The organism is Sorangium aterium, from assembly GCF_028368935.1.
Taxonomy (GTDB): Bacteria; Myxococcota_A; Polyangia; order Polyangiales; family Polyangiaceae; genus Sorangium; species Sorangium atrum.
The window spans coordinates 645,617-660,290 of record NZ_JAQNDK010000003.1 but is presented as its reverse complement, the minus strand read 5'-3'; the positions used below and the strand labels follow the sequence as shown (position 1 = coordinate 660,290).

3 protein-coding genes are annotated in these 14,674 nt (G+C 70.0%); all 3 read right to left on the bottom strand.

Annotated features, from left to right (window positions below):
- Window positions 1-15: 15 nt before the first annotated feature.
- From POL72_RS26735 to POL72_RS26725, 3 genes are read right to left on the bottom strand one after another with little or no spacing between them, the layout of a single operon-like run.
- Window positions 16-7,431: a type I polyketide synthase gene (locus POL72_RS26735; RefSeq protein WP_272098409.1), complete on the bottom strand. Its 7,416-nt coding sequence runs from the start codon at window positions 7,429-7,431 to the stop codon at window positions 16-18.
- A complete protein-coding gene (locus POL72_RS26730; RefSeq protein WP_272098408.1) occupies window positions 7,428-12,947 on the bottom strand; it encodes a type I polyketide synthase in 5,520 nt (1,839 codons plus the stop codon). The genes POL72_RS26735 and POL72_RS26730 overlap by 4 nt, the downstream gene beginning before the upstream one ends.
- A 3-nt stretch (window positions 12,948-12,950) precedes the next feature.
- A complete protein-coding gene (locus tag POL72_RS26725; RefSeq protein ID WP_272098407.1) occupies window positions 12,951-14,663 on the bottom strand; it encodes a 2-oxo acid dehydrogenase subunit E2 in 1,713 nt (570 codons plus the stop codon).
- Window positions 14,664-14,674: the final 11 nt, after the last annotated feature.

Genomic DNA, 14,674 nt, shown 5'->3' with positions numbered 1-14,674 from the left:
TCTCCCTCCGCGTCCCTAGGGGTTACCGTGCTGGGCGACGAGGACGTGCGCGTTGGTGCCGCCGAATCCGAACGAGCTGACGCCCGCGATCCGCCGCGCCCCTGACGCCGGCCACGGCTCACACGCCGTGGGAACAGCGAACCGCCCGTCGGCCGAATCGAGGTGCGGGTTGAGCGTCCGCACGTGGAGATGCGGCGGGATCGTGCCGTGGTGGACCGCCAGCGCCGCCTTCATCAACCCCGCGATCCCGGCCGCGCCCTCGAGGTGCCCGATGTTCGTCTTCACCGATCCGATCCAGCACCGGGAATCCGGGGTTCGACGTCGGTCGAGGACCTTCCGCAGCGCGTTGAACTCGATGGGATCTCCGAGCGGCGTGCCGCTGCCGTGCGCCTCCACGAATCCGACGTCCGAAGGTGTCACGCCGGCGTCCTCGAGCGCCTGCTCGACCACCGCCTGCTGCGCCGGGCCGTTCGGCGCGGTCAAACCGTTGCTGCGCCCGTCCTGGTTTACGGCCGAGCCGACCAACGTGGCGACGATGCGGTCATGGTCGCGGAGCGCGTCCGACAGACGTTTGAGCACCACCACCGCGCAGCCCTCGCCACGCGCGAACCCGTCCGCCGCAGCATCAAAGGCCTTGCAGCGCCCGTCCGGCGCCAGCATTCCGGCCTGCGAGAGGGCGATGCTGACCTCCGGCGCGAGGATGAGGTTGGCGCCCCCCACGAGCGCGAGATCCGACTCCCCCGTGCGCAAGCTTTGACACGCGAGGTGGGCCGCCACGAGCGACGAGGAGCACGCCGTATCGACCGTCAGGCTCGGGCCGCGCAGATCGAAGAAGTACGAGAGTCGGTTGGCGGCAATGGCGAGAGATCCACCGGTTCCCGCGTACGGGCTGACGGAGAGCGCGTGCGTGAACAGGAGGCGCGCGTAATCGAAATTGCAGAGGCCGGCGAAGACGCCCGTTTTGCTGCCGGCCAGGCGCCGCGGCGACAGGCGCGCGGACTCCATGGCCTCCCATGCGACGGTCAAGAGAAAGCGTTGCTGAGGGTCCATCGCCTCGGCTTCGATCCCCGCGATCCCGAAGAAGTCCGCGTCGAACCCGGTGACCTTGGAAAGAAAACCGCCGCGCCGGGAAATCATCTTTCCGGGCGTCCCCGGTCGAGCGTCGTAGTAACGGGCAACATCCCAACGCGAGCTCGGGATCTCCGACGTGCAGTCGCGGCCGGCGATCAGCGCTTCCCAGAACGCTCGCGGATTGTCGCTGCCGGGGAACCGGCACGCCATGCCGACGATGGCGATGGGCTCGTCCGATCCCACCGGGATGCCGCGGCGCGCGGGGATCTTGGCGAGGGCAGCCGGCGCGTCGACGGGCGCCGGGTGCTCGCTCGGCTTCGCGAGGTGCTCTGTCAGCAGGTAGTCAGTCATCTGCTTGACCGTCGGAAAGTCGAACGCGAGGGTCACCGGCAAGGTCTGGCCGATGTGAGCCGTGAGCATGTTGCGCAGCTCGACCGCCATGAGCGAATCCAGACCGAGCTCTTTCAGCGGGGTCGCGAGCGGCACCGCGCTCGACGTGGGCAACGACAGAACCTTGGCCACCTCCTGGCGCAGCGTGGACTCGATCTCCGACCTTTGCTCGGCGGGTGAGAGCGAAGCCAATCGCGCGATCGGCGACGATGCCGAAGAGGAAGGTGCCGCGCGGCGCGGCGGCGCCCCGGTCTGGACGATCAGCGAGCGCCACAACGGCGGCACCTCGTCGGCCGCGGCGGCTTGCGCCGACACGGGCAGATCCAGCTTGAAGAGGCCGAGCTGGGGGTCGCTTCGAAGCCATGCGTCCTCCAGCAAGGCGAGGCCCTCCGCCGGGGTATGTGACCCGACGCCGAGACGCGCCAAACGCACGCGATCCGGCTGGCCGAGCGACGCCGCCATCCCCGCCCCGAGCCAGGCCCCCCAGTTCAAGCTGAGACCGCACAGTCCTTGGGTTCGGCGGTGGTGTGCGAGGCCGTCCAGAAAGCTGTTGGCCGCGGCGTAATTGCTCTGCCCGGCGGAGCCGAGCATCGCCGCCGCGGACGAGAACAGCACGAAGAAATCGAGCGGGAGGCCCCGCGTCGCTTCATGCAGATTCCACGCGCCCTGCGCCTTCGGCGTGAAGACCTGCGCGAAGCGTCGTCTGTTTTGCTGCATCAAGATCCCGTCTTCAAGGACACCCGCTGCGTGGATTACGCCCCGCAGCGACTCCCGTCCGAGCGACGACATCAGCGTTTCGACCTGCGCGCGGTCCGCGACGTCCGCCTGCGCCACCGTCACGCGCGCGCCCAGCGCACGCAGCTCTTCGACCTTGGCGAGCTGCGCGGGTGAGGGAGCCTTGCGCCCCACCAAGACGAGATGCGCGATCCCCTGTTTCTCAATCAACCAGCGCGCCACGAGCAGCCCGAGCCCGCCCAGTCCGCCGGTGATCAGCGCCGTCGCGTCGGGCCGCTTTGTCTCCAGGCCGGGCGCCCGAAGCACGATCTTTCCCACGTGGCGGGCCTGCGCCATGAAGCGAAAGGCCGCCTGCGCCTGCCTCATTTCGAAGCTCGTCACGGGGAGCGGACGCAGCCGACCGCCGGCGAACCCGGCCAGGATCTGGGTCAACATCTCCTGGATCCGCGCCGGCCCGGCCTCGAGCAGATCGAACGCGCGGTACAGCACACCCGGATGCTTCGACGCAACGTCCGACACGCTCCGCACGTCGGTCTTGCCCATTTCCAGGAAACGCCCGCCCGGTGAGAGCAACGAGAGGCTTTTGTCCACATGATCACCGGCGAGCGCGTTCAGCACCACGTCGACGCCGCCGGGCCGCTTCGTCCGGCTCCACGCTTCGGCGTAATCCAGCGACCGGGAGTCCGCGATCGTCTCGACGCCCATCGCCCGCAGCACCTCGTGCTTCGACGCGCTCGCGGTCGCCAGGACCTCCGCTCCCATCCACCGCGCGAGCTGCATGGCCGCCATCCCCACCCCTCCCGCAGCCGCGTGCACGAGGATACGCTCGCCCGCTCTCAGGTCCGCGAGCTCGCGGAGCGCGTACCACGCGGTCAAGAACACGGTGGGTATCGACGCCGCCTGCTCCCACGTCCACTCGGGCGGGCGCCGGATCACCTGGCGCGCGTCCACCGTGACGTAGCGGCCGAAAGAACCCGGGACCAAGCCCATCACCGCGTCCCCCACGGCGACGTGCTGCACGCCCTCGCCCACAGCCGCCACCACGCCCGCGCAGTCGCCGCCCAGGAGGCCCGCGTCGCCCGGGTACATTCCAAGCGCATTGAGCACGTCGCGGAAGTTGAGCCCGGCGGCTCGGACTTCGATCTCCACTTCACCCGGGCCCGGCGCTCGCCTCGAGGTCGGTGCCCATCGCAGACTCTCGAGCAAACCTCGCTTCGAGCTCTCCAGCCGGCAATTGGGCGTCTCCGGCGAAAATGTGTCGGGCTCGCGCGGCGCCTTCACCAGCCGAGCGACCCAGCGCTTGCCGCTGCGCAGCGCCACCTGGTTCTCCGCGTCGCCGCTCACGACCTCGCGCCACAGCCCTCCGGCGAGCTCGTCCACATCGATCAGGCGGCACGACAGCTCTGGATGCTCCTGAAAGACCGCGCGCCCCAATCCCCACAGCGCCGACGACGCCATGTCCACGGCGTCCCCCGGCGCCACCGGTTGCGCGCCCTGCGTGACGCACAGGAGCCGCTTCACGCGCCCGCTTCGCACCAGCGCTTGCGTCAGCTCCAAAGCGCCCACGGCGCGGCTCTCGGCGCGATCCGCCGGAGAGCCTTCCCCGTTCGCGCGCTCCCAAATCCGTACGACCCCTTCGAACGCGCCTCCCGCCTCGAGCTCGCGCTTCGCCTCCGGCCAGGTCGCGAATCGACCCTCCCCTCCCCTCGCGCACAGCTCACGCACGAGCGGCTCCGCGGGCTCTTCGTGATCCGCCAGGATCAACCACCGGCCCCGCACCGGCGGGACCTCCACCTGCGGCGCAGACTCCACCCATTCAAGCCTGTAAATCGCCTGCTCCGTTATGCTCCCGGACGCCCGTTGCAGGGCGTGTGACGGCGCTTCCTTGCACTGGAGCCCGGCGACCTCGGCCACCACTCTCCCCTCGTCGTCGAGGATCTGCACATCTCCCGTCACGACCTCGCGGCGCGGGTCGCTCGTCAAGCGCGCGTGCACCCAGCCGCGCTCCGCCGCGTCGGTCCGCTGCGCGTACCCCGCCGCCCCGAACGGCAGATACAGCCGATCCTCGGCGGCTCCCCGCATCACGATCGACGCCAGCACCTGCAGCGCGGTGTCGAGGAGAACCGGATGGATTCCGTACTCCGGCGCCTGCTTCGCGCACCGCGTCGGTAGCCGCACGCGCGCGAGCATCTCGCCGGGCGCGGCCCACAGCGCTTCCATCCCACGAAACGACTCGCCGAGCCCCAGCCCCTGCCGCTCGAACGCCGCGTACGCCGCGTCCACGTCCTGCGGTTCGGCGCACCGCGCCCGCAACCCGGCGAGGTCCACCGGCGCGGCGCCTGCGCCGCCGAGCTCCGAGAGCACGCCCGAGACGTGCAGCGTCCACGCGCCGTCGCCGCTCGCCTTCCTGCTGTAGATCTTCACGCTTCGCCGGCCCTCGACCGGCTCCGCGACGACCACCTGCGCGTCTCGCCCCGCCTGATCATCCAGCACAAGCGGCGCAAGGACGAGCAGGTCATCGACCCGCACCTTGGCTCCCGTGACCTTCGCCCCGGCGGCCGACATCATCTCCAGGAGACCAGCCGCGGGGACCACCACCTTGCCGAGCACGCGATGGTCGGCGAGGTAGTGATCGTCACGCGGGCTGAGCCGGTTTTCGAACAACGCGCCTTCTCCGCCCAGAGCCACCTGCTCGCCGAGCAGCTCGTGCCCCGTTTCCTGGCCGCGGCGGTTTTGCGGCCTCGACTTGCTTTCGAACCAGTAGCGCGTCCTCTGAAATGTATAGGTCGGCAACCGCACGCGCCGGCGGGCATACGGCGCGTCGAATCGTTTCCAATCGACGCCCGCGCCACGCACAAACAGCTCGCCCAGGCTGCTCAGCATCGTCTCCCACTCGCCTCGCCCCTGGCACAGCGACGGCAGCCACGCGCACTCCGCTGCGTCCTCGACCCGCGCCGCCGACTCGCCGAACCGCGCTGGATGCGGCCCGACCTCCAGAAACACGTCGATCCCCTTGGCGCGCAGCACCTCCACGCCTCGCTCGGCGGCGATGGCCTCTCCCACGGCGCGGCGCCAGGACTCTGCCCGCGCCGGCTCCAGCCTCGCCATGAGCCCGGCCTCGTGAGGTATGAAGAGGATCGACGGCGCCTTGAACGTCGCCTGCGCCGCCTTGTCGGAAGGCCCCGAGGTCGGCTCCGCCTGCGACGACCGGCTCCGCTCGATGATGAGCTGCAATCCCTCTTCCATCGTGAGCACGTCCGCCGCGCACGCCGCCGCGTACTCGCCAGCGCCGTGGCCCATGACCGCGTCAGGCATGGCGCCCCACGACCGCCACAGCTCGCAGAGCGCGAACTGAAGCGCGAAGAGCGCCGGCAGCGTATCCTCGGCTCCGTCGAGCGCGCCGCCGCTCGCGCCTCCGCCGAGCATCACCCCGAGCAGGCTCCGGCCCGCGATCCGCTTCATCTCCGCGTCGCAGCGATCGAGCGCCTGCCGGAACACGGGCTCTGTTTCGTAGAGCGAACGGCCCATTCCCGCGTAATGCGCACCGCCATCGGCGAAGAAAAAACCGATCTTGGCCGGCTTGGACCGGTCGGCCCGACCGCGCGCGCACTCGGCCGCCGTCTCTCCTCGCGCGAACGCCTCGAGCCTCTCCTGGGCTTGCTGCTTCGTCCGGGCGACCACCGCCAGTCGCTCCGGGAGACGGCTCCGCCCAGCGCCGGCGGTGTGCGCGATGTCTTCCAGCCGGTCCTCGGTCTCGGCCAGCTTTTGCGCGTACTTTCCGGCCAGCGCGCGGAGCGCCTCGGCGGTGTTCGCGCTCACCGGGATCACGTGGACCGGCCGCTCGACCTCCGGCTTCGCCGACGCCGGCCGCGAAGGTGCCTCCTCAAGCACGACGTGAGCGTTGGTCCCGCTCATGCCGAACGAGCTCACGCCCGCCCGACGCGGCTTCGCGCCGCGCGGCCAGGCGAGCTCGCTCGTCGGAATCACGAAGGGGGTCCCCTCGAGCGACATCCGCGGATTGAGCGCGCGCAGGTGCAAATGGGCGGGGATACACTCGTGATGAAGCGCGAGGACGCTCTTCATCAACCCGGCGACTCCGGCGGCCGCCTCGAGGTGTCCGATGTTCGTCTTCACCGAGCCGAGCGCGCAGCTCGAGCCATCCGCGCGGGCGGCGCCGAACACGCTGCTGAGGGCCTCGACCTCGATGGGGTCGCCGAGCGACGTGCCGGTGCCATGTGCCTCGATGTAGCCGATGTCGGACGGAGACAGCTTCGCCTGGGCGAGCGCACGCCTGAGCAGCTGCTGCTGCGCGAGCATGTTCGGCGCAGTGAGCGCGGTCGAGCTGCCGTCTTGGTTGACGGCCGACCCTCGAATCAAACCCCAGATGCAATCTCCATCCCGCAGCGCGTCCGATAGGCGCTTGAGCACGAGCACGCCGCACCCCTCACCGCGGACGAAGCCATTCGCGCGCGCGTCGAAGGTCTTGCAGCGCCCGTCGGGAGAGAGCGCCTTCAGCGGCACCAGAATGTCCATCGAACGCGGCGAGAGAATGAGGTTCACGCCGGCCGCCAGCGCCAGATCGCACTCTTGCGTTCGCAAGCTCTGACAGGCCAGGTGCGTGGCGACGAGCGACGACGAGCAGACGGTGTCGATCGCCACCGACGGTCCTTGGAAGCCGAAGACATACGACACGCGCCCGGCTGCGAAGCTGCTGGAGTTGCCCGTCCCGTTGTAAGCGTCCACGTCGGCCGGCGGCGCGGCGGTGAGGAGCTGGGCGTAGTCGGCGCTCGAAATGCCGACGAAGACTCCCGCGGGCGCACCGACGAGCCCGTCCGGGGCGTAGCCCGCATCCTCGAGCGCTTCCCAGGTCAGCTCGAGGAGCAGGCGCTGCTGCGGGTCGAGCTTCACGGCCTCGCGCGGCGCGATGTGGAAGAGCTCCGCGTCGAAGGCGTCGACCGAATCGAGGAGTCCCGCCCAGCGGACCTCCGGCGCCGCGCCCGCCGCCGCGTCGGGCCAGCGCGCGCGCGTCTCGCTGATCGCGTCGACGCGCCGGCTCAGGAGATCCCAGTATGAAGAGAGCGTGTTGACCCCTCCTGGATACCGGCAGGCCATGCCCACGATGGCGATCGGCTCCGACCGGATCCGGTCGAGCATCTCCAGCCCATGCTGCGCCTTCATGAGCGCGATCTGCGCTCGATCGAGCTGCGAGAGTCCAGTCCCTGTGCCCTGGGTCATTTGAGATATTCCTCGATCGCCGACAGCGTTTTTTCGAGGAGGGCGTTCTTCTCCTCGTGCGAGAGGCTCAAGATGGGCGCGACGCTCATCGGAGCCGCCGGGTGTACGAGCACGTCGACCGGAACGTTCGTCTCGACGCGTGGGTCCCCGCTCGTCTCCGCCGCGAGCCGACCAGAGAGGTGCTCCGCCAGAGCGGTCACGTTGGAGTATGTCCAGATCAACGTGGCCGCGAGCTTCAGACCGAGACCGGTCTCGAGCCGATTGCGCAGCTCCAATCCCATGAGGGAATCGAGCCCCATGCCCCGGAAAGGCGCCGTCGGGTCGACCCTGGACGCATCCATCCGGAGGACAGTCCCCACCTGTTCTCGAAGGAAGCGCTCGACCAGCGCGCGGCGCTCCGAAGCGGACGCCTTGCTCAGCGCCTGCTGCATCGACTTGGCCGTCTTGCTCAATCCCCGGAGCTGGCCGGCCGCTTGGACCAGCTCGGAGAACAGGGACGAGGCGGCGACGTGCGGATGGCACTCGACCCACTGCCGCAAGTCGAGCGGTATGACGCCGAGCTGCACGCGGTCGCCGCCCAGCTCCTCGGCGAGGACGGCGATGCCCTCCTCGGGCGTCATACTTCGCATTCCCATGGTCGCCAGCCGCGCGCCTCGGTTGTCCTGCGCCGCCGCCAAACCGACCTCGGAGAACGCTCCCCAGTCGAGGCTCAACGCGGGGAGGCCGAGGGCGCGCCGATGATGAGCCAACGCGTCGAGGAATGCGTTGGCCGCGGCGTAATTGGCCTGTCCCGCGGCGCCGAGGAGCCCCGACGCCGAGGCGTAGAGGACGAAGAAATCGAGCGGTTGATCGCGCGTGAGCTCGTGCAGGTGCCACGCGCCAGCCACCTTGGGCGCGGTCACCTTCGCCAGTCGCTCGGCCGTCTGCCGCTCCAGGAGGGAGTCGTCGAGCACGCCGGCCGCGTGCACGACGCCGCGCAGCGGCGGCAGCTCCTTCGCGATTCGCTCCAGCACGCGCTCGACGTCGGAGCGCACCGAGACGTCCGCCGCCTCGACGACCACCTGGGCCCCGGAGGCCGTCATTCGCGCGACAGCCTCGATCTGCTCCGTGGTGTGCGCTCCGCGCCGACTCGTCAGCACCAGGTTGCGCGCCCCCTCGGACACCAACCACGCGGCCAGCGACAATCCGAGGCCGCCGAGCCCACCGACGACGAGGTACGTCGCGCCCTGGGCGATTCTCGTCGGGCCAAACGACGTCCCCGCGGACCGAAGCTTCGCCGCGGGCCCCACGCGCGCGACGAAGCGGCCCTCTTGACGAAGCGCGATCTCGTCCTCGCGATCGTCGGCGAGCAGATGTCTCGCGAGCTCGTTCACCTCGTCCGGGAGCGGTCGCGGCGCCAGATCGAGCCGCGTGCAGGAGAGCTCCGGGTGCTCGGCCGCGATCGTTCGACCGAGCCCCCACAGCAGCGCGGGGCCGGGCGAGCTCGGGGTCGATGGCGCCCCAACCTGGTGCACGCCGCGCGTGACGATCCAGAGCCGCGGCGCGTCTCGCAAGGAGAGGCGCGAGAGCGCCTGTACGGCGTGGAGCAGGGCTCCGCAGTCGCGCTGCCCGACGCGCGCCAGCGAGGCGACGGTGATCTCATCGGGCGGCGGGCCGTCGAGGCTCCAGAGGTGCACGATGTCTCGACACGGCGAGGAGCCGAACAGATCCTCGAAGACCCGTGAGCCCTCCAGGGGGATCTCCGAAGCGCGTACGGACGTGGCCGATACCCCCTCCGCCCGCAGCGCGTTCGCGAGAGCATCCCCGACGCCGCCCTCGTCCGCGAGGATCACGACCCGGCCCGACCTGCCCGAGGCCGTGCGCTCGCGCTCCGGCAACGGCGCCGGATGAAAGCGGTGCTCAAGGCGGCGGATCTCCTCACCCGCGACCGCGCCGCGCTCGAGCCGCTGGACGCGCAGCCCCTGCACGTCGACCAGCACGCCTCCGGACTCGTCCAGCAGAGACACGTCGCCCGTGAAGCTGCCCTTCGCCTCGTCGATCTCTCGGAGCCAAACGTGGCTCCATACGTTGCCCTCGAGCGGCCCCCGAACCCGCACGGACTTCACGCCTACCGGGACCATCGGCCCCGCCGTCGACGACCCCGACGCGGCCATCAACACCTGAAAGCAGCCGTCGAGGAAGTCGGGAGGGACGATGTAGCGCCTCGCCCCCGAGGTCCCGTCGCCCGCGAGCTGCATCTCGCCGAGCGCCTCCTTCTCTCCGACCCAGAGGCGTGCGATCCGTTGAAACGACGGCCCGTAAACGAGGCCTCGCTCCGAGAGCGCGCCGTAGTACTCGCCGCCGCTCACGGCCGTGCGGCAGCGCGCGCGCACCTCGCGAGGCGGCTCCGGTGCGACCTTCTCCGGCTCGCCGAGCCGCAGTTTCCCCCGCGCGTGCCGCACCCACGACGAGCTCGCGTCCTCCCAGCTCGAGATCTGAAAGCCCATCGACCCCGGTTCGTCTTCCACGCAGGCGAGCTGAACGACCTTCGCCTCCTCCAGGAGAACGAGCGCGACGTCGAGCGAGAGATCCTCCACCACGTGAGCTCTTCCACCGAAGAGCTCTTTCGCCGCCGCGAGGGCCATCTCCACAAAGCCCGCGCCTGGGAAGATGATCGCGTCTTCGACCCGATGATCCTTGAGGTACGGCAACGCCTCGAGACCGATGGCGCTCTCCCATACCGCGATCTTCTTCGGCGTCGAGAGCTCGATGCGCTCCCCGAGCAGCGGGTGCCCTCCGCGCTGCGGCCGTCGCTCCTTCGGCTTCTCCAACCAGTAGCGGTCGCGCTGGAACGCATAGGTCGGCACGGCCGTCCGCCTCGCGCCCGCAGCCGCGTAGACCTTCTCCCAATCGACCTCGACGCCGTGCACATGGAGCTGTGCGGCGGCCGTTCGAAAGCGCGAGGCGGCGTCCGCGTCGCGGTGGAGCGAACCGACAACGGCCTCGTGCCCCGCAAGCCCGAGCGGGGCGGCGAGGAGAGGATGAGCGCTCACCTCCAGGAGCACGGCGGCGTCGCGCTGCCCGAGCGCTTCGAGCGCCAGGTCCATCCGCACGGGCATACGCAGGTTGTCCGCCCAGTATCCGCCACCCAGCTCGGTGCCGATCGCCTGCTTGCCGAGCACCGTCGAGTAGAACGGCGTGCTCGCCTCGCGGGGCGCGAGATCGGCGAGCCCCTCGCGGATAGCTCCCAGGATCGGGTCCATCTGCGGCGAGTGCGACGCATAGTCCACCGCGATGCGGCGGCAGAAGACGCTTCGACGCTCCAGCTCGACCAGCAGCGCCTCCAACCGGGAACGATCGCCCGCGACGACGGTCGACTCGCTCGTATTCACGACGGCCACCGACAGCCCTTCGTGTGTGGCCAGGAGGGCTTCCACCTCCTTCATCGGGAGGCCAACGCTGACCATCGCCCCGCTGCCGTCCAGCCGGCTCAAGAGGCGGCTCCGAACGCTGACGACGCGCGCGCCCTCCTCCAGCGACAGCGCGCCGGCCACGACGGCCGCGGCGACCTCTCCCTGGCTGTGCCCGACGACGGCGGCCGGCTCTACGCCGCAGGACTGCCACAACCGCGCGAGCGCGACGGCGACGGCAAACAAGACCGGTTGGACGATGGCCACCTTCTCCAGCGCGCTCCGCTGCGCATCGTCGTCTTGCTCCAGCAGCTCCAGCACCGAGAAGCCTGCGTGCCGACGTATCGCGGCGTCGCACGCGGCCAGCGCCTCACGAAACACCGGCTCGTCCAGCAACGTCCGGCACATGCCCGGGTACTGGCTCCCTTGGCCGGGGAAGATGAAGACGGCCCGGTCTCGGCGCGCCGTCGCGCGGATCGCGTCGGACGGCAGATCCCCTCGCGCCAAGGCGCGGAGCGCCTCCTTGGCCGACGGTGCGTCCGCCACCGAGACCGCGACGCGCTCCCGGAAGGCGGTTCGCGTCGCCGCGAGGCTATACGCGATATCCAGGAGCGAGCTGTCGTGGTCGTCCAGCCACGCCGCCAGGCGCTCCGCGTTGCCCCGCAGCGCCTCCTCCGTGTGACCCGACAACACCAGCGGGACCCGTGGCAATCTCAGCTTCGGCGGCGCCGCGCTCGGCGTGACCTCAGGCGCCCCTTCCAGAATGATGTGCGCGTTCGTCCCCGAGAACCCGAACGAGGACACACCGATGCGCCGCGGGTGCTCCCTCTGTTCCCACGGTATCGCGGTGGTCGCCACCTTCACCGGAGAGCGATCCCAAGCGATGTTCGGGTTCGGACGGTCGTTGAAGTGCAACGACGGCGGCACGCGGCGATGCTGCAGCGCGAGCACCGCTTTGATCATCCCCGCGATGCCCGCGGCCCCTTCGGTGTGTCCGATGTTCGTTTTCACCGACGTGAGCAGCAGGGGGCGGTCCGGCGAGCGCCCCTCTCCATAGACGCTCGCCAGCGCGTCGACCTCGATCGGATCGCCCAGGATCGTCCCCGTCCCGTGGCACTCCACGACGTCGATCGTGGCCGGCTCGATCTGCGCCTGCTTCAGCGCCCGGCGCAGCATCTGCTCCTGAGCGACGCCGCTGGGAGCGGTGAAACCGTTTGACGTCCCGTCTTGATTGACGACGCTGCTCCGGATCACGGCGAGGATCGGATCACCGTCCCGCTGCGCGTCCTCCAGGCGCTTCAGCACCACCATCCCGCAGCCTTCGCCCCGCACGTAGCCGTCGGCGTCGGCGGAGAACGCATGGCACCGCCCCGTCTTGGAGAGGGCTGTCAGGCGAGAGAAATAGACGTAGCCCTCCGGGGCGAGCAGGAGACTCACCCCTCCGGCCAGCGCCATATCGCACTCCCCCGCCCGGAGCGCCTGCACGGCCAGGTGCACGGCCACGAGGGAGGACGAGCATGCCGTGTCGACTGGCATGTTGGGGCCGTGCAGGCCGAGCCAATACGAGAGTCGGCCCGCCATCGCGCTGTGGGTGGTGCCGAGGAGCGTGTACGGGTCAATCCGGTCCCTGTCACGGAGAGCGTCAATTTGGTACTCCGGCAGGGTCAAAATGCCGACGTAGACGCCTGTCGAGGAGCCGGCGACCCGCTTGGCGGTCATCCCTCCCCGCTCGAGCGCTTCCCACGCTGTCTCGAGGAGCAACCTCTCGCGCGGATCGATCGTCAGCGCCTCGCGCGGGCTGATCCCGAAGAAACCAGGATCGAACCGGTCCACTTCGCCGACGAAGCCGCCCACGCGGCAGTACGTGGTGCCGACCGTCGCCGGATTCGGGTCATAGACCGCGTCGACGTCCCACCGGTAACGCGGGATCTCGGTGATGGCGTCCCGTCCGTCATCCAGGAGCTGCCAGAACCCCTCCGGACTGTCGACGCCGCCGGGAAACCGGCAGGCCATGGAGACGATCGCGATGGCGCCGTGCGCCCCTGCCTCCAGCTGCGCTATTCGCGCCTGGAGCTTCGTGACGGCCGCCATCGCGCGGCGCAGCCGGATTGTCTGCTCGTCGCTCACGACCTATGCCCCCGCCGAAGAATCGGCGCCCAAGATGTCATCGAGCTGCGCGTCGATTTCCACGTCCGACGCCGCCGCGCCCCCCGCCTCGCCGATCAGGTCCTCGCCCTTCGTCTGCCGCGGCTGTGCGTCCCGCGCAGCTCGCCCCTCGGTCAGCTCCACGAGGAGCGCGTGAGCCTGCTGCTCCTGCATCCCCTGGAGCCGCTGGAGGAGCTGCACCGGCGTGAGCGTCGCCGGAGCCGCCGGCCGGCGCAGCAATCCGAGGAGGTGCTCGGCGAGAGCGACGGGCGTCGCGTGTCTGTACAAGAGCGTCGGCGGCAGCTCGCACCCCAACGCGTCGCTCAGCGAACTGCGCAAGGACACCGCGCCGTACGAGTTCAAGCCGAGATCCGACCATGTCCGGGAGCGATCAAACGTCCAGTTGGTATTGAGCTGCTTGCGGAGGCGCGCCTCGATCGCCGCGACGAGGTGGTCGCGCCGGCGCGGCTCGGGCAGCCCGCCCAGCTCGGCGGCCAGCGCCCCAGAAGGCTCCGACGCGCCCGGACGCGGCGCTCGGCTCGCTTGAGATTGGAGATCGCCGGGCCGGAAGATCCCGGCCTCGAGCGCCTGGAGCGGCTTCGACAAGAGCTCGACCACGCGCCGAAGGAAGTGGCAGGCAGTCATGCCGTTGATCGCGCGGTGATCGTGCGTGAACGTGACGTGCGCCGCCCACCCCACGGCCAATCGGCCATCGACGACGATCGGCCTCCGCGACAGCCGGTGCAGCGCCAGGAGCCCGACCTGCGGCACGTTGAGCAGCGGCGCCGCGAGGAGCACCCCCGCGTCCCCCGGGCATGAGACGGTGAATGTGCCTCCCATGCTCTCGCTCGGCGAAAGCGCGTTGGCGTGCGCCCTCTCTCCGAGGTCGCGGATCTTCTCCGCCAGCTCACGGAGCGAGAGCCCCGCGCAGTCGCTCATGACGGGGACCGCCAGCCCCTCGTCCAGGTGCACGGCGACAGCCATGTCGACCTGGTCGTAGATCACGAGCTCCTGTTTGGCTTCGTCGAATCGAGCGTTCGCCTCGGGCACCTCGCGGAACGCCGCGATCGCCGCCTGCACGAGGAACGGCACGTAGCCGATATCAAGGAGCTGCTGGAGGCGGAACAGCGCATCCAGCTGGGCCTCCTCGACGACCATCACCGTCGGGACGAGCTGCGCGCGCGACAGGTTCTGCGCAGCCGCCCGGCCGACGCCCTGGAGCCGCCGCCGCGCACGGACGCCGACGCCGAGGTTTCCCTGCACAGAGGCGCCGAGATTTCCCCGCGCGGCGGCCCGCACCACATCCGCGGTGATCGGGCCGGAGTGCTGTAGGGCCTCGAGCGAGACGCCGAGCTCCGCGGCCAACTTGCGGACGCTGGGCAGGACCTGGATTGCCGCGCCCGCGGGCCGCCGCGAGCTCGCCTTGGCGTTCGCCTGGAGGATGGCCTCGACGTCCTCGCCGGCCTCACCGATGACGGCCAGCGGCTCGCCCACCTGGATGGTTTCTCCTGTCAGGGCGACCACCTTGAGCACCTTGCCCGTCCTCGGTGAGGGCGCGTCGACCGTCGCCTTGGCGGTGAGCACCTCGACGAGGGGATCGTCCTCCTTCACGTCGTCGCCTTCGGCGACGTGCCAGCGCACGACCTCTGCTTCGGCGATTCCTTCCCCGAGATCCGGCAATACGTAAACGAAACCCATATCAGATACCT